This is a genomic window from Pigmentiphaga daeguensis, assembly GCF_039523035.1.
Lineage (GTDB): Bacteria > Pseudomonadota > Gammaproteobacteria > Burkholderiales > Burkholderiaceae_B > Pigmentiphaga > Pigmentiphaga daeguensis.
The window spans coordinates 1-23,548 of record NZ_BAAAEN010000045.1 but is presented as its reverse complement, the minus strand read 5'-3'; the positions used below and the strand labels follow the sequence as shown (position 1 = coordinate 23,548).

The 23,548-nt window shown below is 64.9% G+C and carries 24 protein-coding genes; 14 read left to right on the top strand and 10 right to left on the bottom strand.

Annotation, left to right across the window (positions count from 1 at the left end; translation table 11 throughout):
• From ABD104_RS29350 to ABD104_RS29330, 5 genes are all read left to right on the top strand, one after another.
• On the top strand, positions 1–752 hold a 752-nt coding region (locus ABD104_RS29350; protein WP_343928805.1), incomplete at its 5' end, for a Bug family tripartite tricarboxylate transporter substrate binding protein.
• Positions 749–2,113, top strand: a complete 1,365-nt coding sequence (locus ABD104_RS29345) for an aromatic ring-hydroxylating oxygenase subunit alpha (protein WP_176400617.1) — start codon at positions 749–751, stop codon at positions 2,111–2,113. The genes ABD104_RS29350 and ABD104_RS29345, both read left to right, overlap by 4 nt.
• The gene (locus tag ABD104_RS29340) at positions 2,106–2,600 is read left to right on the top strand and encodes an aromatic-ring-hydroxylating dioxygenase subunit beta (RefSeq protein WP_087836579.1); all 495 of its coding nucleotides are present in this window, start codon (positions 2,106–2,108) and stop codon (positions 2,598–2,600) included. Before ABD104_RS29345 ends, ABD104_RS29340 begins: the two co-directional genes overlap by 8 nt.
• 7 nt (positions 2,601–2,607) lie before the next feature.
• Positions 2,608–3,594, top strand: coding sequence for a D-2-hydroxyacid dehydrogenase (locus ABD104_RS29335; protein ID WP_087836578.1), 987 nt, complete (start codon positions 2,608–2,610; stop codon positions 3,592–3,594).
• The gene (locus ABD104_RS29330; RefSeq protein ID WP_343928804.1) at positions 3,591–4,781 is read left to right on the top strand and encodes a M24 family metallopeptidase; all 1,191 of its coding nucleotides are present in this window, start codon (positions 3,591–3,593) and stop codon (positions 4,779–4,781) included. The genes ABD104_RS29335 and ABD104_RS29330 overlap by 4 nt, the downstream gene beginning before the upstream one ends.
• Positions 4,782–4,790: 9 nt before the next feature.
• Here the strand turns inward: ABD104_RS29330 and ABD104_RS29325 are convergent, their stop codons facing one another.
• The 5 genes from ABD104_RS29325 to ABD104_RS29305 all read right to left on the bottom strand — a co-directional run bounded on the left by ABD104_RS29325 (position 4,791) and on the right by ABD104_RS29305 (position 8,936).
• Positions 4,791–5,756 (bottom strand): helix-turn-helix domain-containing protein, encoded by a 966-nt coding sequence (locus tag ABD104_RS29325; protein ID WP_087836576.1) that lies wholly within the window; start codon positions 5,754–5,756, stop codon positions 4,791–4,793.
• 109 nt (positions 5,757–5,865) lie between these two features.
• The gene (locus ABD104_RS29320; RefSeq protein WP_343928803.1) at positions 5,866–6,642 is read right to left on the bottom strand and encodes an alpha/beta fold hydrolase; all 777 of its coding nucleotides are present in this window, start codon (positions 6,640–6,642) and stop codon (positions 5,866–5,868) included.
• On the bottom strand, positions 6,639–7,469 hold the full coding sequence (locus tag ABD104_RS29315) for a DODA-type extradiol aromatic ring-opening family dioxygenase (protein WP_343928802.1): 831 nt from the start codon (positions 7,467–7,469) through the stop codon (positions 6,639–6,641). Before ABD104_RS29315 ends, ABD104_RS29320 begins: the two co-directional genes overlap by 4 nt.
• Position 7,470: 1 nt before the next feature.
• Positions 7,471–7,773 (bottom strand): subunit of meta cleavage enzyme, encoded by a 303-nt coding sequence (locus ABD104_RS29310; RefSeq protein ID WP_132980679.1) that lies wholly within the window; start codon positions 7,771–7,773, stop codon positions 7,471–7,473.
• A complete protein-coding gene (locus ABD104_RS29305; RefSeq protein ID WP_243724694.1) occupies positions 7,773–8,936 on the bottom strand; it encodes an alpha/beta hydrolase family protein in 1,164 nt (387 codons plus the stop codon). Before ABD104_RS29305 ends, ABD104_RS29310 begins: the two co-directional genes overlap by 1 nt.
• 253 nt (positions 8,937–9,189) lie before the next feature.
• On the opposite strand from ABD104_RS29305, the gene ABD104_RS29300 reads away from it, so the two are divergent.
• A complete protein-coding gene (locus ABD104_RS29300; RefSeq protein ID WP_343928801.1) occupies positions 9,190–10,329 on the top strand; it encodes an FAD-dependent oxidoreductase in 1,140 nt (379 codons plus the stop codon).
• Positions 10,330–10,378: 49 nt separating this feature from the next.
• On the opposite strand, the gene ABD104_RS29295 is transcribed toward ABD104_RS29300, so the two are convergent.
• From ABD104_RS29295 to ABD104_RS29285, 3 genes are all read right to left on the bottom strand, one after another.
• Positions 10,379–11,347 (bottom strand): tripartite tricarboxylate transporter substrate-binding protein, encoded by a 969-nt coding sequence (locus ABD104_RS29295; RefSeq protein ID WP_343928800.1) that lies wholly within the window; start codon positions 11,345–11,347, stop codon positions 10,379–10,381.
• Positions 11,348–11,565: 218 nt separating this feature from the next.
• Positions 11,566–12,216, bottom strand: a complete 651-nt coding sequence (locus ABD104_RS29290) for a GntR family transcriptional regulator (protein ID WP_343928799.1) — start codon at positions 12,214–12,216, stop codon at positions 11,566–11,568.
• Positions 12,217–12,366: 150 nt separating this feature from the next.
• Positions 12,367–13,014 (bottom strand): SDR family NAD(P)-dependent oxidoreductase, encoded by a 648-nt coding sequence (locus ABD104_RS29285; RefSeq protein ID WP_343928798.1) that lies wholly within the window; start codon positions 13,012–13,014, stop codon positions 12,367–12,369.
• A gap of 119 nt (positions 13,015–13,133) precedes the next feature.
• Between ABD104_RS29285 and ABD104_RS29280 the strand changes: the two genes are divergently transcribed.
• The 7 genes from ABD104_RS29280 to ABD104_RS29250 are packed head-to-tail and all read left to right on the top strand — an operon-like array spanning position 13,134 to position 19,754.
• Positions 13,134–14,747 (top strand): ATP-dependent acyl-CoA ligase, encoded by a 1,614-nt coding sequence (locus ABD104_RS29280; RefSeq protein ID WP_343928797.1) that lies wholly within the window; start codon positions 13,134–13,136, stop codon positions 14,745–14,747.
• On the top strand, positions 14,744–15,886 hold the full coding sequence (locus ABD104_RS29275; RefSeq protein WP_343928796.1) for a thiolase family protein: 1,143 nt from the start codon (positions 14,744–14,746) through the stop codon (positions 15,884–15,886). Before ABD104_RS29280 ends, ABD104_RS29275 begins: the two co-directional genes overlap by 4 nt.
• Complete coding sequence (locus tag ABD104_RS29270) at positions 15,883–16,179, top strand: PhlB family protein (RefSeq protein WP_338616861.1); 297 nt, start codon at positions 15,883–15,885, stop codon at positions 16,177–16,179. Before ABD104_RS29275 ends, ABD104_RS29270 begins: the two co-directional genes overlap by 4 nt.
• A gap of 4 nt (positions 16,180–16,183) precedes the next feature.
• Positions 16,184–17,386: a dienelactone hydrolase family protein gene (locus ABD104_RS29265; RefSeq protein ID WP_338616860.1), complete on the top strand. Its 1,203-nt coding sequence runs from the start codon at positions 16,184–16,186 to the stop codon at positions 17,384–17,386.
• Positions 17,387–17,393: 7 nt separating this feature from the next.
• The gene (locus tag ABD104_RS29260; RefSeq protein ID WP_338616858.1) at positions 17,394–17,912 is read left to right on the top strand and encodes a V4R domain-containing protein; all 519 of its coding nucleotides are present in this window, start codon (positions 17,394–17,396) and stop codon (positions 17,910–17,912) included.
• Entirely contained in the window at positions 17,909–19,219 is a 1,311-nt protein-coding gene (locus tag ABD104_RS29255; RefSeq protein WP_338616856.1) for an aromatic ring-hydroxylating oxygenase subunit alpha, read from the top strand. The genes ABD104_RS29260 and ABD104_RS29255 overlap by 4 nt, the downstream gene beginning before the upstream one ends.
• Before the next feature lie 52 nt (positions 19,220–19,271).
• Positions 19,272–19,754 (top strand): aromatic-ring-hydroxylating dioxygenase subunit beta, encoded by a 483-nt coding sequence (locus ABD104_RS29250; protein ID WP_338616855.1) that lies wholly within the window; start codon positions 19,272–19,274, stop codon positions 19,752–19,754.
• A gap of 13 nt (positions 19,755–19,767) precedes the next feature.
• On the opposite strand, the gene ABD104_RS29245 is transcribed toward ABD104_RS29250, so the two are convergent.
• Both ABD104_RS29245 and ABD104_RS29240 read right to left on the bottom strand, forming a co-directional pair.
• Complete coding sequence (locus tag ABD104_RS29245; protein WP_338616853.1) at positions 19,768–20,733, bottom strand: Bug family tripartite tricarboxylate transporter substrate binding protein; 966 nt, start codon at positions 20,731–20,733, stop codon at positions 19,768–19,770.
• Between the two features lie 21 nt (positions 20,734–20,754).
• Complete coding sequence (locus ABD104_RS29240; protein ID WP_338616851.1) at positions 20,755–22,101, bottom strand: sulfatase family protein; 1,347 nt, start codon at positions 22,099–22,101, stop codon at positions 20,755–20,757.
• Positions 22,102–22,281: 180 nt separating this feature from the next.
• Between ABD104_RS29240 and ABD104_RS29235 the strand changes: the two genes are divergently transcribed.
• Positions 22,282–23,376 (top strand): porin, encoded by a 1,095-nt coding sequence (locus ABD104_RS29235; RefSeq protein ID WP_343928795.1) that lies wholly within the window; start codon positions 22,282–22,284, stop codon positions 23,374–23,376.
• Positions 23,377–23,548: the final 172 nt, after the last annotated feature.

The window sequence follows — 23,548 nt, the reverse complement described above, 5'->3', positions numbered from 1 at the left end:
CCTTGCCCCATGACTGTCAACATCTTTTCTCGAAATCAAAAAGCAGTTGTAGCAACGGAGAGTCGGGAGACCATCAACAACCTTTTATGAATACCCAAAAGAAACTGCCCTATTCGGTGGACGATTTCACGCCGGTTTCCCTGATCGGGACATTCCCGATGCTGCTGGTCGTGAACTCGGCGACGCCCGCGCGCTCGCTCGACGAACTCGTGAAATACATCCGCGCGAACCCCCGCCAGGCGAGTTCGGCCGGGTCGGGCTATGCGTTCGAGCTGCAAACCGCCGCGCTTGCACAACGCGTCAATCTGGACATCACGTTCGTTCCGTTCCGAGGCGCGAACGAGTCGGTCCAGGCGGTTGCCTCCAAGGAGGTGTTGATGACCTTCTCGGACGTCGGTCCGGCCTTCGGAGCGATCCAGTCCGGCCTGCTGCGTCCGTTGGCCGTCACGTCACCGGAGCGGTTGTCCGAGTTTCCGGATGTTCCGACTTTCGCGGAACTGGGCTTTCCGGAGTTGCAGGCCGAGTACTGGATGGCGCTCTTCGCGCCGGCCAACATGCCGCGTGGGGTATCCGAACGCATCTCGGCGGAGGTTCGCAAAGCCTTGGCCGATGAGGAGGTGAGAACCACGCTCAAGGCGAGGTGGGTACAGCCCTGGCCCGAGGAACCCCAGGTGCTGCGGGCCCGGATACAGTCAAATATCGAAAAATGGACTGCCGTGCGCAAGGCGGCGAAGCTGGAGCAGGTCGAATGATGCGCACCGACCTGGACTCTCTTGCCTCGCGGCTCGCCGCCTGCGTGGATGACAGGCTCCCGCAGGGAATCTTCCGGGTGCACCGGGCGGCGTTCGTCGACCCCCAGATATTCGAACTGGAGCAGCGCTACATCTTCGAGCGAACATGGTGCTTCCTCGGCCATGAGTCTCAACTGCACCAACCGCACGATTTCATCACCACCCAGATCGGCTCGACGCCAATCCTGGTCAGCCGCGACGGCGAGGGCCGGCTCGGTGCCTTCGTGAACGCCTGCCGGCACAAGGGCGCCTTGCTTTGCAGCCGCGAGCAGGGACGAGCCCGCGCGCACGTGTGTCCCTACCACGGCTGGGTGTTCGACTCGGCGGGCAAGAACACATTGCTCAAGTACGGCGCCTCGGCCGGCTATTCGGAAGCTTTCCTGAAAGACGACCACCATCTGATTCCCATCGCGCACCTGGGGAACTACCGGGGATTCCTGTTCGGGTCCCTCAACCGCGATGTTCCCGAGCTGGCCGCGTTCCTCGGCTCGGCGGCGACGCTGATCGATCTCATCGTGGACCAGAGCCCCCACGGGGTAGAGCTCGTGCCGGGCCGGACCTTGTATACCTACGAGGGAAATTGGAAGCTGCAGCTGGACAATGGCGTCGACCCCTACCATCTGTCGGAAGCGCACGCGTCGTTTCTCGATGTTCAGGCCCGCCGCCGCAAAGGCATGGGCAATGTCGATTCCCGCTCATTCGACTGGTCGCGCCGCGATGGGCTTCCGGCGGGAGCGATCAATTTCGACCATGGCCATTCCGCGGTGTGGCTGGAGCAGCCGGAGCCGGACAAGCGCCCCATCTACCCGGCCATTGACGAGATCCGCAGCCGCGTCGGCAATACCAGGGCCGATTGGATGCTCAAGGGGCGGAACGTGGGCATCTTCCCCAACATGCAGATTGCCGATGCCATATCGCCCATGCTGAGGATCTTCCGTCCGCTGGCGGTGAACCTGACCGAAATGCGCGCGTACTGCATCGCACCGGTGGGAGAGCCTACCGCCCAGCGGGCATGGCGGCTACGCCAGTACGAAGATTTCTTCAATCCGGGAGGCATGGCCACGCCCGATGATGCCGTGCTGTACGAAGACTGCCAGCGTGGCCTGTCGGCAATGCCGCTGGATTATCTCCAGGGGACTTCACGGGGGATGGGCTTCCAGCAGAGCCACGCGGACGAAGTGGTATCGACCCTGGGCATCCAGCCGGTATCGAGTGCGCTCGGGCGCTACGACACCTACAGCGAGGTTGCCTTCCAGGGGCCATACAGGGAGTGGCAGCGATTGCTGCTGGCCGGCGTGAAAGGAGAACGTCCCTATGAATAAGCTGGAGACGGCGAAAGAGCTGCTGCTGCGCGAAGCATGGCTGCTCGACAGCCAGGATTGGAAGGGATGGCTGTCGATGTATGCGCCGGACTGCGAATACTGGGTACCCGCCAGGCGCAGCGACGAAACCCTGACGCAGGACCCGAATACGGAGCTCTCGCACATCTACTATGCGAACCGCGCGGGCTTGGAGGACCGAGTGCTGAGGATCATGTCGGGACGGTCCGCGGCATCGACGCCGGCGCCTCGGACGACGCATATGTTGTGCAACTTCCACCTTGAAGAAGGCCAGGAGGACGATGGCATCCGGATCTGGACGACGTGGAGCACCCAGATGTTCAACGTCAGGCAGCGCAAGACCTATACGTTCTTCGGTACGTCGCTGACGGAATTCGGCCGGCAGGAGGAAAGCTGGCTCATCAGCAGGAAGCGCATCGAACTCAAGAACGACTATATCCCGACCTTCATCGACATCTATTGTTTCTGAGGACGGCATGCGAGCAGACCAGAAGGTGCAAGGCGAAGGTCCGTCCTATCTGTTTTTCGCCAAGCTGCCGGAGCGGCAGATCCGGCGCTACGAGCAGGGATTGCGTGAAGCCTTGCCGGGTATCCGCCTGTCGTTCGCCGGCGAGGCCGAGGAGGCGGGACGCCTGATTCCGGACGCGGAGGTGCTGATGGCGTTCGGCCCTGCGTTGAACGACCGGCTGATCGCGGCGGGCCGGCGGTTGAAGTGGATCCAGGCGCTGGGGACGGGCGTGGACGGCATCGTCGACCAGCCATCGCTCGGCCCCGAGGTCATCATTTCCAACATGAGGGGAATACACGGTCCGCCCATGGCCGAGGCGGCGCTGTCAGCCATGCTGTGCCTGGCAAGGTCGGTGCCCAGGCTATTGCGCAACCAGGGACAGCAGCGCTGGGATCGGTTCGCGTCGCAGACCCTGTCGGGATCTACGCTCGCCATCGTCGGCAGCGGGTCGATAGCCGCCTATCTCGCTCCTATCTGCAAGGCATTGGGCATGACCGTGCTGGGAATCAGCGCTGCACCGCGTCCGGTACCCGGGTTCGACCACATGTATTCCAGGAAACAAGCCGGGGATGCGGTGGCGCGAGCGGACTTCGTGCTGCTGCTTGTGCCGTCCACGCACGAGACGCGGAACCTGGTGGACGGCGCGTTTATCGAGCGCATGAAGCGAACGGCATTTCTGATCAACCTGGCGCGGGGAAGCGTGGTCCACGAGGCCGCGCTGCTGGCTGCCCTGCAACAGGGACGGATAGCAGGCGCCTATCTCGATACTTTCGTGACGGAGCCGCTTCCGCCCGGGCACCCGTTCTGGCAGCTGGACAACGTCGTCATCGCACCGCATGCCGCGGGAATGTTCAACGGCTATGCGGACGCCGCGCTGCCCATCCTGGTAGAGAACATCCGCCTCTACCAACGCGGCGCAACCACCGACATGATCAATCTTGTGAGACATCCATGAACGAAAGGCTCTTGAACCCGATTTCCGACGATGAGCTCGAGCGCCGGTGGGCCGCCGTCCGCCTGCGCATGCAAGAGGAGAAGATCGATGTGCTGCTCATGCAGGGCAGCAATGACTTCATGGGGGGATACATCAAGTATTTCACCGATATTCCCGCCACCAACGGATATCCCGTGACGGTACTGTTTCCCCGTGATGCGCCGATGACGGTCATTGGGCAGGGGACCTTCGGGATGGTGCAGGATTTCCGGTCCCGGCCGTCGCCGGCGAGACGGGGGGTGGGGCGCTACCTCGGGACGCCCAGCTACCTGCCGATCGGATATACCGTGCCCTACGACGCGCAGCTTGCCATCGAGGCACTCGCGCCCTATGCGCAGGGCCGGATCGGCGTGGTTGGAGCCGGCATCATCTCGTCGGCATTTCTGGATGCCGTCAGGCGCGGCGTTCCGGCAGGGACGCAGTGGCTCGACGCGAGCGAAATGGTCGATCGGATCAAGGTCGAGAAGTCCGATGCCGAGATAGACCGGATGTTCGCGGCGGCGGCAATGCAGGATCGCGCCTGGCAGGCGGTGCTGGACGCGATACGCCCCGGCATCCGCGACAACGAACTTGCTGCATTGGCCGAGTACGAGTGCCGCAAGGCGGGAAGCGAACAGGGGCTTTACCTGTGCGCTTCCGCTCCGGTAGGCACGGCGGCCATGTTCGGCAATCGCTATTTCCAGAACCGGGTCATCCAGCAAGGCGATTACTTTTCACTGCTGATAGAAAGCAGCGGCCCGGGTGGCTATTTCACCGAGCTGGGGCGTACCGTGGTGCTCGGAAAGGCGTCGGACGACATGCGCGACGAGTTCGGCTTCGTGCTCGAGGCCCGGAAGTTCACCACCGATCGCCTCGTCCCTGGATGTTCGGGACGTGCGTTATGGGAGGACTACAACGCCTTCATGCGTGCGAACGGCCGGCCCGAGGAGAAACGGCTGCATTGCCATGGCCAGGGCTACGACATGGTGGAGCGGCCGCTGATGCGCCATGACGAATCCATGACCTTGCGTCCAAGGACCGTGCTGGCCTGCCATCCGACCTATGCGACGGCGACGACATTCAGCTGGATATGCGACAACTATCTGGTCAAGCTCGACGGGACCACGGAACGCCTGCACAGGACACCCGAGCAGATATTCGAACGTTAGGGGAGGAGATCAGTGCGCCGCGGCCTGCGACAGGGCTGTCTTCCTGAACGCGCGCGGCGATACCCCGTAGCGTTGCCGGAATGCCCGGCTGAAATGGGTGATGTCGTTGAAACCCCAGTAGAAGGCGATCTCGCCTATCGATCTCGACCGCATCGCGGCGCTGGCCAGGTCGGCGCGGCAGCGTTCCAGCCGCGTCTGCCAGATCCACTTCATCAGGGGGACATCTTCGTCCTCGAACAGCTCGTAGATGTACCGGGTCGACAGGTTGATGGCGGCGGCGATATGGGCGGCGTCGATCTCGTGGTTGCGCAGGTTGTCTTTCACGTAGCCCATGATGCGCTGCTTGTGCAGGGCCCGCAGGCGCGAGGGCGGCGGACGCGTATCGGGACTGGTTCCCGCGAGACTGGCCGCTATCAGGAAGGGCAGGGCGTCGGCGAGGCGGTCGGCCTCGAGGTCGGAGAGCCGGTCGGTCTGGGCCAGGAGCTGGTCGATGGTGTGGCGCAGCACCGCGCCCGCGCCGTAGGTGGTCCGTACCTGCCGGGCGGTGTGCAGTTCGATTTCGGGCACGATCGCGCGCAGCGCGCTGTGTTCGATGTACAGCGAGTGGGCGAGGACGTTGCCGGCTTCGATGAAGAACGGCCGCGAAGGATCGATGATGAACAGGTCATCGGGCTCGATGCGGGTTTCACGGCCTTCCTGGTGCACGAGGGCGACGCCTTCGCGGTGCAGCGATACGAGCAGGCGCGAGCGCAGGCCGGTCGCGCGGGGCGAACAGGTCGTGTGGGGCGAAAAACGCAGCGCGGCAAAGCGCAGCCGCTCGCCGCTGTAGCCCTTGACCTGGGTGCTGAACGGATGTTCCTGGTTGCCCTGCACGGATAGGCCGACCGCGAAGGCATCCTGCATTTCCCTGCGGAAGATCGCCGAACCTGCGCCCGGGTTCTCGCCGTGGATGGTGAACTGTCGGATGGTCGTCATGGGATGTCTGTCTCCAGCGCAGATCGGTCGAACCGAATCCGTCTTCGCAGAGTTTCCCGGTTCGAGGGCTGGCAAGTCAATCGGACTTTGCCCGCAAAGGGTTGCCGCGTCAGCGGCCATGCCGAAGGACGAACCGGCCGACCGTTTCGGTGAACCATGTAGGTTGCTCCACGCAGGCCATGTGGGCCGCGTCGCAGAGTTCCAGCGTCGCCCCCCGTATGGCGCCGGCCAGCTCCGCGGCGATCTCCGGCGGGATGGCCGAATCGTTGCGACCGGCCACGACCAGCGTCGGCCGGGCCAGTTCCCGCAGGCGTTCCCGATGGTCCAGCCATTGGATGGCACCCACGGCATCCACGTAGCCCTGGATGGGCGTGCGGTGCATCAAAGCGCGCAGCCAGTCTGCCGTCAACGGCGAGCCCAGGAGAAAGTCGCGCGTGAACCAGCGGCCCAGCGTGGCTTCCACATGCGCGTCGAATCCGTCCGTGCGCAGGGCAGCCAGGCGTTGCTCCCACACCCTTGCCACCGAGGGGGCGGTGTACGCGCCGCAATGGGCCAGGACGAGGGCGGAGCATCGTGCCGGGTACGCCAGGGCGAATGCCTGAGCCACCATGCCGCCCAGCGAGGTACCCACGATGGCGGCCGATGCGGCACCGGCCTGGTCCAGAATGCGGGCGAGATCATGCGCGGCGTCGTCGAGCCGCCAGTCCTGCCGCAGCGGGCTATGGCCATGTCCGGGAAGGTCCACGCATATCAGGCGGAAGTGGCGTGTCCAGACGGGCAGCAGCGGATCCCACAGGCTGCGGTTCGTTGCGATGGGATGCAGGAGCACCACGGCCGGGCCGTCGGCGGCGCCGGCAAGCTGCCAGGAAAGGCCGGAAGAGGTCATCGCGCGGCATCCATGTCCCAGGTGCCCAGCCCTATGCCCGTGTACCAGCCGGCGACGGCCTTGTAATAGAGCGGCCGGAAGGGCGCGCCGGCGGCGCCGTCCGCGACCAGCCAGGTGCGGATCTCTTCCGCGCCGTTACCCGCTTCGTGGACGTGTTCTTCGGCATGCCGGAGCAGCGCCTCGGCATCGCCCGCGACCAGGCGCTCCAGGAATTCCCGGTCGAAGGCCTCGTTCAGCAGGCCCATCCGCGGCGTGGCGATGTCGTGGCTCAGGCCCCCGGTAGCCAAGATCGATACTCGCTCGACGCCCGCGAAGCGGCGTATCGCATCGCCCAGCATGCGTCCCCACTGGTGTGCGCGGCGCATGGTTGGCAGCGGGGGTTGCACGCAGTTGACCAATACCGGCACGACGGGAATCTCGCCGGCGACGCCGGCCAGGAGCAGCGGTGCGATGATGCCGTGGTCGAGGGTCAGGTCCATGGACAGGGCCGGATCGAACCCGGACTGCATGGCTTCGCCTATGAGATGCGCGCCCAGTTCGGCATGGCCGGAGAGCACCCGGCGGTCGACGTTCAGCCAGTGCTCCACGGGGGTGGGATAAGCCGGCGCCGCGCCGATGCAGAAGGCAGGCAGGTTGTCGAGGAAAAAATTGTGCAGGTGATCGTCGGAAACGACCACGATGGCATCTGGCGCCGCGTTGCGGATGGCGCGGCCAACCGACAGGAAGGCGGCGAAGATGGACTCGCGATCCGCGTCCGGGATGGCGTCGGGGAAGTTGAGCATGACGGGCGTGTGGCTGACCGCATGCGCGCTGACGATACGTGCCATGTCAGTGCTCTCCTTCGCGGCCGACGCTGCGTAGCGATTGCAGGAATACCGATTCCGGTATGCGCAGGCCGAGGCAGTGCGCCCTGAGCAGGTAAGGGTTGACCCCCGCCAGGTACATGGCGCCGATGTCGTTGTCGCGGATGGCGCTCTTGAGCGATGGTGCCAGCGGGACGTCGGCCATGTAGGCATCGGGGTCGCGCTTGTAGCGGTGCAGATCGTCGTCGCGATGGTGGATGTCGAACAGGATGCGGTTCATCCAGTAGGCATCGGTGGTGGGCATGAGCTGCCGCCAGTTGCTGGCCATCAGCGCTCTCCCTGCAGTTGCCCGGCTAGCCAGTCGACGATCGTGGGCAGGGTCTGGGGCGTCAATCCCATATGGCCGCCGGGGAAGAGACGAACGGACTTGGGATTGCCGCGTTCCATCAGCAGGTGGATATCCGCGATCGGGCACTGCCGGTCGTCCTTGCCGTTGACCAGCAATAGCGGCGCGCAGGGAAGATCCAGCAAGCCCTGGTCCAGCAACGAGAGCCGCTGGAAGGCGGCGGCGTACTCCTCGTCGGTATCGACGCCCAGCATGCGGCGGCGCGTCTCGACCAGCTCCATCAGATAGCTGTCCGGGTAGCGCGAGGCAAGTATCCATTCCGGCTGGAACATGAAGTGCGCGCCGCCGCCCCAATTGACCGCACCTGCCAGCCGGTCCGGCAGCATGTGGGCGAGCTTGGTCGCCCAGTAGCCACCGAAGGAGCGGCCCAGGCAGGCAGGCCGTCCGCCATCGAGGTCGGGACGGCCGCGCAGCCAGTCCAGGACGGCAATGAACGGTCTTTCGGCGTCGACCACGCCGCGCACCGGGGATTCGCCGGTGCCGGCATTGTCCATGGCAATCGTCGCGAGGCCCTTGGCGAGCAGTGCGTCGCTGGCCGCCGTCATCTGTTCCTTGCAGGCGTCCACGCCGCCCCACATGAGGACGACCCGGGGGCGGGCGATGCCGCGCGGCCGGCGCAATAGCACCGGTATTTCATTTCCTTCGCCGGCGCGACCCTGGAAAGGCACGGCAACGCGCTCGATGGGAGTCTCCCAGTAGGCCGAGGCGGCAAGATACGTTTCGCGTTCGCCGATGGCGCAAGCGGCCTTTGCCGGATGGTTGGGGCACGGAAAGCGCCCCATGAAATACGCGCCGCTGGCGCGCTGGTAGAGGTCCGCCGCGCGGGTGGCGTCGCCCGCGTCGTGCGCCTGGGCCGCCTCGGCGCGCAGTGCGTCGCCCAGGTTTCCCCAATAGGTGCCCCAGGATTCGCCGTCCAGGCCGGGCACGCCGTCTATCCATGCCGCGCCGATGTCCAGCGGCAGGGCATTCATCGGATGCGTCCGGGCTTGCCAGCGGGTCGTCATCCAGGCCTTGGCCTCGGCCAGTGTCTTGGGGCGGCCGGCGACGTCGGCGCCGGCGGAAGGGGCAGGGAACTGCTGTGTCACGGTCGTCTCTCCAGATTCGTTCGGAATGCGCGCTGGGCGGCACGCGTCGATGCCAGCATGTTGGCAGGCGTTGCGGGCGCCGGCTTGGCCGGGCATGCGTCGGAACTTGACCAGCCATGCGCGCGTCCAGCCGCGGAACTTGGCTGCGCGTGCGCCCAAGCTTGCGCGGGAGTCGGAAGATGCGCTCGCGGCGTTGACGTCCGGAGGCGGCTCTTGCGTAATCCCGGCTCACGGCATTTGCGCCGAGGGAATCATGGATGGGGAAAAAATGAGCGGTGTGAAACGCGCGCTTATCGTCGGCGGCGGCATCGGCGGCATGTCGGCTGCCATCTGTTTGCGGCGGCGAGGCGTCGACGTGCAAGTGGTCGACCTGGACCCGGAATGGCGCGTGTACGGTGCGGGCATTACCATCACCGGCCCGACTTTGCGCGCGTTCCGCGAACTTGGCATTCTGGATGAGATTGCGGCACAGGCCTATACCGGCCACGGCATACAGATCTGCGATGTGCTCGGCAGGCCCTTGAGAGTGGTGGCGACCCCCGTGGTGGGGGACGGGGATCTGCCCGGCAGTGGCGGCGTGATGCGGCCGGTGCTGCACGCGGTGCTGTCGCGCCGGACCCTGGACAGCGGCGCGCGGGTCAGCCTTGGCGTGACGGTGGCGAGCCTGGAGCAGGACGATGACGGCGTGTCCGTTCGATTCTCGGACGGCAGCACCGGCAGATACGATCTCGTGATCGGTGCCGACGGCATTTTTTCCCGGATCCGGACGCTGGTCTTTCCGGACGCGCCCGCGCCGGCGTTCACCGGCCAGTGCGCCTGGCGCCTGGTCGTTCCACGCGCACCGGGCATCGATCGCCGTCACTTCTTCCTGGGGGGCCCCGTCAAGGTCGGCTTGAATCCGGTTTCCGACAGCGAGATGTACATGTTCCTGCTCGAGCCGCTTGCCGAGCCGAACCGTATCGAAGAACGCGGCCTGGCGCCGGGATTGGCTGCGCTGATGCAGGGGTATGGCGGCATCCTGGCGGAGATCCGCGAGCAGTTGGACGATACCTCGCGCATCGTCCGCCGTCCGCTGGAGGGATTCCTGCTGCCGGCCCCCTGGTATCGCGGCCGGGTCGTGCTGATCGGCGACGCGGCCCACCCGACTACGCCGCAACTGGCCTCGGGCGCGGGGATGGCGGTCGAGGACGCCTTGGTGCTGGCTATGGAACTGGAAGCCGCGCAGGGCGTCGCGCAAGCGCTGCAGCGCTTCATGCGGCGACGCTATGAGCGTTGCCGCCTGGTGGTCCAGAACTCGCTCGAGATCGGCCGCCTGGAACAGGCGAAGGCCCCTGTCGAACGGCAGGCGGCGCTGGTGGAGGAGTCGCTGGCGGTACTGGCGCAGCCGATCTGACCATGCGGGAGGGGCTTGCGGCCTTGCGGCCGCAAGCCCCCGCTGCCGCTCATTCGATTTTGGTGCCTGTCTCCCGGACGACTTGCTCCCACTTCTGCATTTCTTTCTTCACCATGGCGGCGAATGCTTCGGGCGGCATGGTGCTGGCTTCGAACCCTATGTTGGCGAGCTTGGCCCGTACGTCGTCGGCCCGGGCCGCCGCCATCAGTTCGCTGCGCAGCTTGGCGATGACGGGCGCGGGAGTCCCGGCGGGAACCCATACCCCGACCCAGGATTCGTCTTCGAAATCGGCGAACCCCGCCTCGCCTATGGTGGGTACGTCGGGAAGGGCGGGACTGCGTTTCGTGCTCGTCACGGCCAGGCCCACCAGCCGTCCCGACTTGATCAACGGCACGGCCGGCGGCAGCGCGGTGGCGGACAGTTCCACCTCATTGGCCATGGTGGCCTGCATGGTCGCGGGTATGCCCTTGTAGGGCACGTGCATGACGTTGACCTTGGCCAGCACCTTGAACAGATAATCGGCCGACATCTGCGGCGTGGTGCCATAGCCCGGCGAGCCATAGTGCAGATCCTTGCCCTGGCGCGCGCGCTCGACGGCGTCCTTGAGGGACCGGACGCCGCTGGTCGGGCTCGTGACCAGGATGTTGGGGGCGGTGGCGAGCAGCGCGACGGGGACCAGGTCTTTCTCGGAGTCGTATCCCGGATCCTTGTAGAGATAAGGAGTGACCGCGAAAGCGGTGGAGCTGACCAGGACGTTGTAGCCATCGGCCGGCGCCTTGGCCGTCGCCTGGATCGAGATCAGCGCCCCCGCCCCGGCGCGGCTCTCGACCACCACCGGATGCGATGTGGTTTCGGTGATCTTCTGGGCGAAGATGCGGCCCACCACGTCCTGGGGGCTCCCGGTCGAGGCCGTGATGAACTTGATCGGCTTGCTGGGATAGGCCTGCGCCAACGCAGCGGGGGCGGCGCCCAGGGAAAGTGCGATGCCGAGCAGCCGAACGCGATTGTTCAGGGTCATCAGCGTCTCCATGATGTCTGTCTTGTTGGGGATTCCACAGGCGTCGGTCCGGGCCTGCTGACCTGCCGGAGCCGCGTACGCCGTGGAGGGCCCCAGTATTCTAGGCAGGCCGCAAGCGGGGAAATGTGCTGTTCATGCAGGAACAGTTGATCGCTGTTGTGCCGTTGGCATGGATGGAAACCCGTGCTACGGGAGGGAGGCTCTGCGCGAGCCTCGAGTCAGGCGGAGCGCGACTCGGAAAGTTCCTTGTAGAACGCGAACGAGTCAGCCAGGTTCTGCCTGGCAATGCGCTTGGCCAGCGCGGCGTCCTTCTGTTCGAACGCCTCGAGCATCTGGAGATTTCGTTCGTACGAGGCTTCCTTGGCCTGTCTGAACTTCAGCGTCGCAAGCCGGACGGTCTCCGCATGGTCCTGCAGATGATGGATGGTAGCGACGAGCCGCTCATTGGGAACCACCGCCAGCCAGGTGGAACGGAAGGCTCGGTTGGCCTTCATCATCGCGGGCGTGTCGTCGTCGGCCAGCGCGTGCTTGGCGGCGTCCAGGTCCGCCCGCAACGTCCGGATGAACTCGGGAGTGACCTGTTGGACCGCCAACTTGGCGGCATGGGGCTCGAGGAGCATCCGGATGTCGAAGATGTCCTTGATCTCCTGCATGGAGAACTGCCGCAAGGCAAAGCCCCGCGTGGTGACGTTCAGATAGCCTTCGGTCTGCAGTTGCAGCAGTGCCTCGCGCACCGGCATGCGCGAGACGTTCATCGTCGCGGCGACGTCCAGGTCGACGATCCGGTCATCCGGGGAATAGGCGCCGGACAGGATCTTCTGCTTGATGTCGGCATAGACGACATCTTTGATTTTTATCTTGACGACCATTTATCTGTACGTAACGAATCCCTGCGAGCCGGGAAGAGCTCGCTTCATCTGCATGCGTTTCGGGGTAACAGCCGGGGGCCCGTATGCCGGAGTGTACATGAACGCCCCTTGCTTTCCGGTGCCGTGGCCGGGCGCCGGGCCGTTGCGCGCCTATTGGAAGAATAGTTCGCAGTCTCCCGCCGACCATGCATCGACGATGGCGCGTGCCACCTCGGCCGGGGCGAGTTTCGGGATGGCCAGGCCGTCGGTCAGGCGCGTGTCGATTGCCGTGGGATAGACGTTCAGCACATGGAAGCCCTTGTCGCCGGCGACCTGGCGCAGCGATACGCATAACGAATGCAGGGCCGCCTTCGAGGCGCTGTAGGTGGCGCAGAAGTAATTGGGATCGATCGCCAGGGCGCTGATGATGTTCACGAAGCCGGCGGCCGGGCGCCCGGCCAGCCGGGGCAGGTAGTGATGGATGAGATTCAGCGTGCCGAGCACGTTGGTGCGCAGCTCTTCGTCCAGTACCTGCGTGGCCTGGGGAGAGTCGAGCGGGGTATTCCGGTTGATGCCGGCATTGTTCACGACATAGTCGACGTCCGGCAGGCGGGGCAGGGGCGTTGCGCCCAGCTCCATGAATACCGGCGTAACGCCTGGCAGGTCTAGTTCGGCCGGCACGCCGGCCGAGCGGTGCCCCGCGTAGACACGGGTCCCCCGCGCCGACAGTTCATGGACGAGCGCCAGCCCCAATCCCCGCTGGCTTCCCGTCACCAGGACCGTCAGTTCTTCCAGCGCAATTCCCGTCGTTTGCCGCACGCCCATCTCCGTCGAGGTTGTCGCCAAGTCGGCCAGGCTTGCGGTCCGATTCAAGGCTTCCAATTTCAATACAGTATACTATATACTGTATTTTCCAATTAGCAGCTTTCGGCGTAACCATGACGACTTCCTCGTTTCCCCTTGTCCCGGCTCCGTTCCAGCGGCACATCATCCATTTGCTGCGCGAGCGCGCCCGCCGCGCCCCGGGGCGGATCCTGGTATCGGGCGGCGGCCGGGAGCTCAGTGCCGAGGCGCTGCTGGAAACTTCCGGCAGGCTGGCGGCCACGCTGGCCGAGGCGGGCCTGCGCAAGGGGGACCGGGTTGCCATCCAGCTTGGCAACCGGCTGGAGTTCCTGGAGGCTTTCACGGCCTGCGCGCAGCTCGGCCTGTTCCTGGTGCCCGTCAATACGGCCTCCAAGGGCCACCAGCTCGCCTACTACCTGCAGAACTCGGCATCCCGGGCGCTGATCACCGAGTCCGGGCAGATGCCCCATCTCATGAGCGCGCTGGAATGCGACGCCGGCACCATCAACGGCCTTGCCCGCATCTGGTTCGTGGATGCGCCGCCGGCATCCTCCGCACAGCTGAAGAATGCGCAGCTTCTGGAAAAGATGTCCGCACCGCTGTCGGAAGGCGATCCGGGCGAGGCGTCCGAGCCTGCGCTGGTCATGTATACGTCCGGCACCTCCGGGCCGTCGAAGGGGGTGATGTGTTCGCATGCGCAGCTCTACTGGTGGGGTCACTACTCGATCGCGAACATCGGCATCGGCGAGGATGACGTGCTCTACACCTGCCTGCCGCTGTTCCACGTCAATGCCCTGAACACGTTCTACCAGGCACTGGTATCGGGGGGACGGATGGTGATAGGCGAGCGCTTTTCGGTCTCGCGCTTCTACCGGCACCTGATCGAAAGCGATGCCACGGTGACGTACCTGCTGGGCGCGATGGTGCCCATGTTGCTTTCGCGGCCTGCCGATGCGTCCGAGCGCCGGCACCGTGTGCGTGTCGCCCTGGCGCCGGGCGTGCCCGAAAAGTACTTCCAGGAGTTCGAGCCGAGAACCGGCATCCGGATGATCGACGGCTTCGGCTCCACGGAGTCGAATTTCGTCATAGGCAGCGCCCTGGAAGACCGCAAGCCGGGATGGATGGGCAAGGTCATCGACGGTTTCGAGGCCAGGGTCGTGGACGAGCAGGACAACGAAGTGCCCCACGGCACGCCGGGCGAGCTGGTGCTCCGGGCGCGCGAGCCATTCGCTTTCGCCCTGGGCTACTTCGGCATGCCGGACAAGACGATCGAGGCTTGGCGCAACCTCTGGCTGCACACCGGTGACCGGGTGGTCCGGGACGAGGCGGGGTATTTCAAGTTCCTCGACAGGCTGAAGGACAGCATCCGGCGGCGAGGCGAGAACATCTCGTCCTACGAGGTCGAGCAGGTGGTCGGGCTCATGCCAGGGGTCGAGCACGTCGCGGTATATGCCGTGCCATCGGAACTGGCCGAGGACGAGGTCATGTGCGCGATCGTGCCGAGGGCAGGGCATGGGATTGCCGGCCTGGACGTCGTCAGATGGTGCGAGTCGCGCATGCCGCATTTCGCGGTCCCGCGATTCGTGCGCTTCGTCGACGACCTGCCCAAGACCGAGAACGGCAAGGTGCAGAAGTACAAGCTGCGCCAGGAAGGTGTCACGGCCGATACGTGGGACCTCGCTGCATCAGGCCATGCGGTGAAGCGATGAACAGCGCGCGACTGCATGCCGCGTCGGAGCTTCCCTATGTGCGCCGCACGACGGCCACCACGGAAGAACTGCTGGCGGGCGCCTTCGAGGCCCTGCTCGAAGCTGGCGGACTGGAAGCCAGGGATGTGGACGGCCTGGGCGTTGCGTCCTTCACGCTCAAACCCGACCGTTGCATCGACATGGCCTGGCGCCTGGGCCTGAACATCCGCTGGTCGCTCGACGACGGCCATGGCGGCGCCTCGGGCGTCAACATGCTCAGGCACGCCATCGCCGCGATCGAATGCGGGCACGCCCGACATATTGCCCTGCTGGCGGGCGACGTGTTCGGCCCCGACGATTTCAAGGAACTGGCGGCCAACTACAACGGCACGACGCGCCAGTACCTGGCCCCGCTGGGCATCGCCAACCCCAACACGCTTTTCGCCCTGCTGACGCAGCGCCACATGCGCAAGCATGGGCTGGAGCGGGCGGACTATGGCGCGCTGGCGGTCGGCCAGCGCAACTGGGCGTCGGCCAATCCGAATGCGGTGTACCGCAGCCCGTTGTCCCTGGAGGACTACCTGGCCGCTCCCCGCGTCGCCGATCCCCTGTGCATCTATGACTGCGTTCCGGTCGTGGCGGGAGCCAATGCGATACTCCTCAGCCACGTTTCCGCGCTTCCGGCCGGATCGCCGGCGATCCGGATCAAGGCGATCGACTGCAACTACAACTTCGACGACCAATCGGGGGATGGCCTGACGACGGGGCTCAGGGTCATTTCCGACCGCCTGTTCGCGAACGCCGGCGTGCGGCGGGAGGAGCTGGACCTTGTCTCCGTCTATGACGACTACCCCGTCATGGCGCTCGTGCAGTTGGAAGATCTGGGCATCGTCGCGCCGGGCGAACTGCGATCGTTCCTGAACGACAGAGTGCTGGCCGGCCGGTTTCCACTGAATACATCGGGGGGGCAGCTATCCGCCGGCCAGGCCGGCGCGGCCGGCGGCCTGCATGGTCTCACCGAAGCGGCGCTGCAGCTCCTGGGGCGTGCCGGCGAGCGCCAGCTGTCCAAGGCAGACCGTGCCCTGGTGTCGGGCTACGGCATGGTCGAGTACCGGTACGGTATGTGTGCCAATGCCGCCATTCTCGAGAGGGCGCAATGAGCTTCACTTACTACGAATGCGCGCACTGTCATCGCGCGACGTTTCCACGGCGGCGCCTGTGCGCCCGGTGCGGCCATGGCGCTTTCGACGCGCGCACGCTGCTGGAAGCCCAGGTGTGTGGCTACACCGAAGCGCACAGACGTCCGGCCGAATGGCCTTACCCCTATCTTGTCGAACTCCGGGCGGAGCGGCAGGACCTCAATTTTCTGGCCGTATCCCGCTTTGCTCCCGCTCCCGGCGAGACGGTCAAGGTCCTTCTGTCCGCAACGGGTTTGGCGCATATCGAAAGGTGACAGCATGGGATCGTTCATCGATGTATCGGACCGCTTCGGCGGGTACTTGTCGCTTCCCGAGGAGCAACGCGGCCCGCTCCTCCTGGTCCTTCAGGAGATATTCGGAGTCAATGACAACATCCAGTCCGTGTGCGATGAGTTTGCGCAAGAGGGATACGTCGCCTTCGCACCCGACCTGTTCTGGCGCCAGCGGCCGGGCATCCGGCTGGAGCCGCGGGCGCCCGGCGCCATGGAGCAGGCCTTGGGCCTCCTCGATCGGTTTTCCGACGACGAGGCCATGGACGATCTGCGCCGCAGCATAGCCTTCCTGAAGGCCCGCTATGCGTGCGAGGGCGACGTCGGCGCCGTCGGCTATTGTCTGGGCGGACGCATCGCCTATCTCGCGCTGCTGCATACCGAGGTGCGCGTTGCGGCTTCCTACTACGGGGTCGGGCTGGAGCAGGTAATCGGCCAGGCCTTGCCGCCAGGGAAGAAGGCGTTGCTGCATGTGGCCGGACAGGATACGTATTGTCCTCCCGCCGCCCAGCGCGTGCTGGTCGAGGCGGGCAGGGCTTCGCCGGCCGTACGGGTGCATCTGTATCCCGAGTGCCATCACGCGTTCGCGCGGCAGGGCGGAGATCACTTCGAGGCCGTCTCCGCATCCAACGCATACGACAGGACCATCGTGTTCCTGAAATCGCACATCGGCCCCCGCTACGATCTGGAGGCGCTGTGGGAGGCGCATCTGGATTTCGAATTCACGACGCGGGACGCCGGTAAGACCATGGCCACCATGGTGCCGTCGCCCTACGTCAACCACATTCCCACGATGACGGGCGGGGTAGGTTATGCGGACCTGCATCGCTTCTACAGCGAGTATTTCATTCCCTGCAATCCTGCGGACATGAAGCAGATCAGCGTGTCCCGCACGGTCGGGGTCAACCAGATCGTCGACGAAGTGATCATGAGCTTCACCCATGACCGGGCGATCGAGTGGCTGCTGCCCGGGGTCGCGCCCACTGGCAAGTTCGTCAAGTTCGGTCTCATCGGCGTGGTGAAGTTCCGGGGCAACAAGATCTGCCACGAGCATATCTACTGGGACCAGGCGAGCGTGCTGGCCCAGGTCGGCCTCATCGACCCGGCGGGGTTGCCGGTGCTGGGCGCGGAGGCCGCCGAGAAGATCCTGGACAACGGCCTGGCAAGCAACCGATTGATCGCTACCTGGTAGGAAGCCCATGGGTACGCTGCGCTCTCGCCTGACGTTCGATGTCGTGGCCGGGGAAATCCGCGACCAGGACCGGCGCTACCTGCTCATGCGGCCCGACGTGCTGATGGGCATGCTGCATGAGCTGGACGAGCTGACCCGCCTCCGGGTGCTGAGGATGATGGCTGCCTCCGCCGCCCGCCATGGCGGCAGGAGCGTGCAGGCATACATCAGCCACATGCCAGCCGCGGAATTGTCCGGTTTCATGCAAGAGGCCTCCGCCGATCTGGGCTGGGGCGCCTGGCGGATCGAACATCAGGCGTCATCCGTGGAACTGACGGTGGTCAACAGCCCCTTCGCCCAGGGATATGGCGCTGCCCTCCATCCCGTATGCGCGCCTATCGCCGGCGTCTTCCAGGCCATGGCCTCCGCCGTGCTGGGCGCCCCCGCCGCCGTGGAGGAGGTGGAGTGCGCCGCCATGGGGCGGCACGCCGCATGCCGCTTCATCGCCACGCCGGCACCCGTCACCACCCAGGATCACTTGCGATGAATCACTCCGTTCCTTACCGCCAGGCGCCGGCTGCCGACCAGCTATTCGACGGCGACCGCGTGCATCGGGATGTCTACCTCGACCCGCAGGTGTTCGACCTGGAATGCGAGCGTCTGTTCGCGCGCGGCTGGGTCTACGTGGGACATGCGAGCCAGGTGCCGAATCCCGGCGACTTCATCACCACCTGGATCGCGCGGCTTCCGGTGATCATGATCCGGCAGCCGGATGGGCAGATCCAGGTACTGCCCAATCGCTGCGCCCACAAGGGGGCAATGATCGTCTCGCAGCCCTCGGGCAATGCAGGGAAGCTGCTGCGGTGTCCGTATCACGCCTGGACCTACCGTCTCGACGGTTCGACGCTTGGCATTCCGCTGCGTGCGGGCTACGAAGGAAGCCGTCTTCTCCAGACGGAAGCGGCACAAGGCCTGGAACGGCTCGCCAGCGAAACCTACCGCGGCTTCGTCTTCGCGCGCGCTGCGCCGGAGGGGCTGCCATTCCGCGAATATTTCGGCGACATGCTTTCCGTGCTGGACAATCTGGCCGACCGCTCGCCGCAGGGCGAGCTTCGGATCGCGGGGGGCAGCCTGCGCAGCGTGATTGCATGCAACTGGAAGATGTACATCGAGAATGTCGTCGACGCCGTCCACCCGATATCGACCCACGAGTCGGCCTGGCAGACGGCGCGCGATGCCGCCCAAGGCTGGCCGGACGAAACACCTCTTCCAACCGAATTGGCCCAGTTGTTGCCTTTCGGCTCGGGCCATGATTTCTACCGAGACGCCGGGGCGCGGGTGCATGCCCATGGCCACTGCATCCTGGGGATCCGGGGAAGCATTCATTCCGGCTACGCGCCAGTCCCGGGGTATGAGGAATCGCTGCAGGCGGCACTCGGCGAGGCACGGACGAAGGCCGTGCTGGCGTTCACGCCACAGAACTCCGTGCTGTTTCCCACGCTGGCGCTCAAGAGCTCGCCGCAGACCTTGCGGATCGTGCGGCCGCTGGACGTCGGCCGCACGCTGGTGGAGATCTTCGCGCTGGAGCCCGTGGGGGCACCGCCCGAACTGCTGCGCCGTACGTTGACGTACAACCGGTTGGTCTTCTCGCCTGCCTCGATCGTGGCGCACGACGACATCCACGTATTCGAAACCATGCAGCGGGCGTTGGTCCACCGCGGCAACCCTTGGGTGAGCCTGCATCGCGAGCATCATGGCGAGGAACGGGAGTTGCCGGCGGAGGCCAGCGGCAACAGCGAGCTGCCCATGCGCAATTTCTATCGGGCCTGGAGCGCCCTGATGGCTACGGACTGACCGGCCGGACACGGCGGAATCCGCTCATTTCCTTTTTCGACGGCGAACCCCCATGAACGTATCAAATGCCACGCGCGAGGCTCTCGCGGAATTCATCTACGAGGAAGCACGGCTGCTCGACGAGAAGCGCCTGGATCAATGGCAGGACTTGTTTACCTCAGACGGCGTCTATTGGATACCGCTGGGCTGCGATCAGCAGGATCCGGTCGACCATGCCTCGATTACGTACGAGGATCGCCTGCTCCTGAAGCTGCGCATAGACCGCCTGCAGCAGCCGCGAGCCTATTCGCAGCAGCCCGCCAGCCGATGCCTGCACGTCTTGCAGCTCCCGAGACTGGAGGGGGCCGATGGCCGGATGTACCGCATGCGCACACCGATGATCTACTGCGAAGCCCGAGGCGACGAGCAATGGACCTATGCCGCCGTCGCCAGGCATGAACTGGTGCCGCACGAGGACACGTTCAGGATACGATTGAAGCGCGTCGATCTGCTCAATGGCGACGCGCCGCTGCCTGCGATTCAGCTCTTCCCGTAGCGGCCTGCCGGCCTCAGTCGATCGTGGCGCCGGTGGCCTTGACGATGGGGCCGTATTTCTCGAGTTCGGAACGGATCAGGCCGTCGAACTCCCGGGGTGACATCGTCAGCCTGGTATAGCCGCGGTCTTGCAGCATGCGAGCGATGGCCGGGGTGTCCAGCGCTTTCTGGAAAGCCGCGTGCAAGCGATCGACGACGGCTGCGGGTGTTCCCTTGCGCGCCACCACGCCTACCCAGAAATCCATCGAGATCTGCGGCATTCCCAGTTCCCGCAGGGTGGGTGTCTCGGGAAACAGCGGGTGGCGATGCTCGGCCGCGATGGCCAGCGGCCGAACCTGGCCGTTGCGGACGAGCCCGACTACGGTCGGCACGGCGTCGAACATGAGGTCCACTTCTTGGCTCAGTACAGCCTGGATCGCCTGGGGCGCGCCGCGGTACGGGACGTGCAGCAGATTCGCTTTCGGAAAGGCGGCGCCAATCATGTGGCCGAACAGATGCGGGGCGGTGCCCTGCCCGGGCGATGCGTATTTGATGAAGTCGCCGTTGGCCAGCGCCGTCCTGAAGGCGGATATGTGCGGTATGCGGCCCTTGGGATTGGAGAACATCACCATGGGGGCCGTCGTCAACGTGGCGATACCCTCGAAGTCGGCGCGGGGATCGTAGGCCAGTTGCTTGTAGAGATGGGGATTCAGGGCAAAGACGCCGCCAGGCGCGGCAAGCAGCGTATACCCGTCCGCCGGCGCCTGCAGGAGCGCAGTCGCCGCAACCTGCGCGCCGCCGCCCGGCTTGTTTTCCACCACGATGGGTTGGCCGAGGTCGGCCGACAGCTCGGGACTCATCGCGCGCACGATGTTGTCCACCGCGCCGCCCGCCGTGAACGGGATCAGGATCTTGATGTATCTGTCCGGATACCCGCCCGCATGGGAGGACGGCGACCAGAGGCAGGCGGGGAGCAGAAGCAGGGGCAGGATGCGTTTCATGGCGGCTCGAAAACAAGGGGGTCAGAAGGTGGCGACAGGCAGGTCGCCGGGGCCGAATACCAGCGAGACACCGGCATCGTCGGGAATGGGGGGGATGGCCTCGTTCCAGACATTCCAGGCGTGGCGCAAGTCCGCGAGATACCCGGGCTCTCGCGATGCCATGTTCGCGCGTTCTGCGGGGTCGGCTTCCAGGTCGAATAAGTACTCGTGGCCGTCCACGCGGAGGTATTTCCATTTGCCCCGGACCGTCGCGGCTTGTTCCCGGTGCTTCATGCGCCAGAACAGGTCGCGGTTGAACGGGGCCGGAGAAGGGGAGGCGGACAGTGCCGGCAGCAGGCTGACGCCGTCGAGCGGAAAGCCGGAGTGGGGCGGCACCCGGGCGGCGTCCAGCATGGTCGCGGTCCAGTCCATCGTCTGGTTCGGCAGGTCGCACACCTTTCCGCCCGCCCAGCGGGCGGGCCATCTGGCGATCAATGGCACGCGGATCCCGCCCTCGAGCAGGTCCATCTTACGTCCTGTCAGAGGCCAGTTATTGGAGAAGCGTTCTCCCCCGTTGTCCGAGGTGAAGACGACCAGCGTGTTGTCTGCCAGCCCCTGACGGTCGAGCGCATCCAGCACCCAGCCTATGCCTTCGTCCATGTGCGAGATCATCCGCTGGTAGGTTTGCAGCGATCCGCCGTCCGTATGCTTCAGATTGCGGCCGATGCGCCGGGATTCGCTCTCGTCGTCGCGGGACAGCCAGGGCCAGTGGGGCGCGCTGTAATGCAGGCTGAGCAGAAACGGCTGCGCCGGCGTCTGTCGCTGGATGAAGGAGACGGCGCGTTTGCTCAGCAGATCGGTCAGGTAGCCTTCTTCACTGAGCGGCTCTTCATTCAGCCATAGATCGGCCTTGCCTCGCGAGTCGCAATGCGAGAAGTAGCCGGAGCCTCCCGCATGAAAGCCGTAGAACTCGCCGTAACCCGAAAGCCGCGGCCCGAACTGCGGCGGATAGCCGAGGTGCCACTTGCCCACGAGCGCCGTGCGATAGCCTGCCCCGCCCAACAGGGAGGGTAGAGTCGGATGCGAAGGCGGAAGCCCGAAGATCTTGTCTCCGGATGCTCCGGCGGTCAGCGGCTCTTCGGCTCCGGCCCGAAGCCGATACTGCCAGCGGCCGGTAATCAGTGCCAGCCGCGTAGGAGAGCACACGGGAGAGTTTGCGTACCCCCGCGTGAACCGGATGCCTTCCCGGGCCAGTCCATCCAGGCGAGGGGAGACGTCGACCGGACTTCCCTGCGCATCGACGGCGCCCGTACAACCCAGGTCGGCATAACCCAGATCGTCTGCAAGGATGTAGACGAAGTTGGGACGCTGGCCGTCCGCTGAACCCATGTCGCTCGCTCCCGCCGGCATGTGGCCGTGGCCACGCTTCCGGTCTCGTTTTGACATAAAAGTATTCGATATACAGTATATCGTTTTTGGTGGTGCGAGTCGAAACCGGGCTTACCCCTATATTTCTGTTCTAAATTGATATTTAGTATACAGAATACTAAATATTGAAAAGGGAAGGCCATGGACCTGAAGAAGAACGCGCAGGCGGCGGTTGCCGCGTTGGTTCCCACCCTGATGGCTCCGGCCGCCGCGTGGGGACAGGTCGAGATGTACGGCGTGGTCGACGCCTCGGTTCGCTATATCGATGATGTCGGGGGTAAATCGCAATTGGCCCTGACCGCGGGAGACCAGATGCCCAATAGGCTCGGCTTCAGGGGAGTCGAAGATCTGGGCAACGGACTGAAAGCAAACTTTGTGCTGGAGGCGGGTTTCGGGATCGATACCGGCATGTCGGGACAGGGAGGTATCCTGTTCGGCCGGCAGTCCTATGTCGGCCTGGGTAATGGAACCCACACGCTGTCGCTGGGCCGCCAGTACGATGCCATGTTCAGCCTTTCCGAGTTTTACGCCACCCCTTATGGCGTCGGTGGCCTCGGCTGGGCTACAGGTGGTCTGGATCGCGTCGCGGGAGAACGGCTCGACAACTCGGTCAAGTACAGCTTCAAGCGTGGACCGCTGTCAGCCGCCTTGATGACGGCATTCGGCGAAGCCGCCGGCGATGTCACCACGCGTCGCGCCTTCAGCGGCGAAGCCAAGTACAAGGAGGGCGCCCTTTCGTTGGGGGCGGCGTTTACGCGAGTCAATAACCGCGTGATCGCTCCGTACTCCGCGCTCGGGATCAGCCGGTTCCTGGAGGCCGCCACGGTGGCGCCCGGTGGCGGAGCCATCCAGTTCGCGACCGATCATGTCCTGAACGTCGGGCTGGGAGTCAGCTACGACCTCGGTGGCGTCAAGCTCATGGGCTTGTACACCCAGACGAACTTCGTCGCGCAAGGCGCTTCGCAGAAATTACGGAACTACCATGTGGCCGGTACGTTTCCGCTCGCCAGCGGCCTCGTCGGGACAGTCGGCTATACGCACGAGAGAACTGATGGGATGAACCGCAACATGGTGATGGGAGCGGTCAACTACTACCTTTCCAAGCGTACCGACGTCTACATCCTTGCGCTTCATCAACGCAACTCGGGCGACAACAAGGCCGTCCTGTTCACGGTACCCGTTTCCGGCAGCCATTCGCAGTCGGCGCTCGCGCTGGGCCTGCGCCACAAGTTCTAGTGTCTTCGTCCTCCATCCGTCTTCGAGTCACATCATGAAAGCACTGCTTCCGAAATCCCTGCTTGCAGCATGCGCGCTAGGGCCTGTTAACACAACGCAGCCCATCTGCAATCAGGGCGAAATTGATGAACCCGGTAAACATGACGTCGAGTTTGTCGAAGCGGGAGAAGAT

What these genes read in the sequence shown, in the direction of transcription:
- ABD104_RS29320 (WP_343928803.1), bottom strand. Translation starts at nt 6,642, where the DNA reads ATGACCTCTTCCGGCCTTTCCTGGCAGCTTGCCGGCGCCGCCGACGGC.
- ABD104_RS29310 (WP_132980679.1), bottom strand. Translation starts at nt 7,773, where the DNA reads ATGGCCAGCAACTGGCGGCAGCTCATGCCCACCACCGATGCCTACTGG.
- ABD104_RS29340 (WP_087836579.1), top strand. Translation starts at nt 2,106, where the DNA reads ATGAATAAGCTGGAGACGGCGAAAGAGCTGCTGCTGCGCGAAGCATGG.
- ABD104_RS29275 (WP_343928796.1), top strand. Translation starts at nt 14,744, where the DNA reads ATGAACAGCGCGCGACTGCATGCCGCGTCGGAGCTTCCCTATGTGCGC.
- ABD104_RS29250 (WP_338616855.1), top strand. Translation starts at nt 19,272, where the DNA reads ATGAACGTATCAAATGCCACGCGCGAGGCTCTCGCGGAATTCATCTAC.
- ABD104_RS29335 (WP_087836578.1), top strand. Translation starts at nt 2,608, where the DNA reads ATGCGAGCAGACCAGAAGGTGCAAGGCGAAGGTCCGTCCTATCTGTTT.
- ABD104_RS29295 (WP_343928800.1), bottom strand. Translation starts at nt 11,347, where the DNA reads ATGACCCTGAACAATCGCGTTCGGCTGCTCGGCATCGCACTTTCCCTG.
- ABD104_RS29245 (WP_338616853.1), bottom strand. Translation starts at nt 20,733, where the DNA reads ATGAAACGCATCCTGCCCCTGCTTCTGCTCCCCGCCTGCCTCTGGTCG.
- ABD104_RS29345 (WP_176400617.1), top strand. Translation starts at nt 749, where the DNA reads ATGATGCGCACCGACCTGGACTCTCTTGCCTCGCGGCTCGCCGCCTGC.
- ABD104_RS29260 (WP_338616858.1), top strand. Translation starts at nt 17,394, where the DNA reads ATGGGTACGCTGCGCTCTCGCCTGACGTTCGATGTCGTGGCCGGGGAA.
- ABD104_RS29325 (WP_087836576.1), bottom strand. Translation starts at nt 5,756, where the DNA reads ATGACGACCATCCGACAGTTCACCATCCACGGCGAGAACCCGGGCGCA.
- ABD104_RS29240 (WP_338616851.1), bottom strand. Translation starts at nt 22,101, where the DNA reads ATGGGTTCAGCGGACGGCCAGCGTCCCAACTTCGTCTACATCCTTGCA.
- ABD104_RS29280 (WP_343928797.1), top strand. Translation starts at nt 13,134, where the DNA reads ATGACGACTTCCTCGTTTCCCCTTGTCCCGGCTCCGTTCCAGCGGCAC.
- ABD104_RS29235 (WP_343928795.1), top strand. Translation starts at nt 22,282, where the DNA reads ATGGACCTGAAGAAGAACGCGCAGGCGGCGGTTGCCGCGTTGGTTCCC.
- ABD104_RS29300 (WP_343928801.1), top strand. Translation starts at nt 9,190, where the DNA reads ATGGATGGGGAAAAAATGAGCGGTGTGAAACGCGCGCTTATCGTCGGC.
- ABD104_RS29290 (WP_343928799.1), bottom strand. Translation starts at nt 12,216, where the DNA reads ATGGTCGTCAAGATAAAAATCAAAGATGTCGTCTATGCCGACATCAAG.
- ABD104_RS29255 (WP_338616856.1), top strand. Translation starts at nt 17,909, where the DNA reads ATGAATCACTCCGTTCCTTACCGCCAGGCGCCGGCTGCCGACCAGCTA.
- ABD104_RS29330 (WP_343928804.1), top strand. Translation starts at nt 3,591, where the DNA reads ATGAACGAAAGGCTCTTGAACCCGATTTCCGACGATGAGCTCGAGCGC.
- ABD104_RS29270 (WP_338616861.1), top strand. Translation starts at nt 15,883, where the DNA reads ATGAGCTTCACTTACTACGAATGCGCGCACTGTCATCGCGCGACGTTT.
- ABD104_RS29315 (WP_343928802.1), bottom strand. Translation starts at nt 7,469, where the DNA reads ATGGCACGTATCGTCAGCGCGCATGCGGTCAGCCACACGCCCGTCATG.
- ABD104_RS29265 (WP_338616860.1), top strand. Translation starts at nt 16,184, where the DNA reads ATGGGATCGTTCATCGATGTATCGGACCGCTTCGGCGGGTACTTGTCG.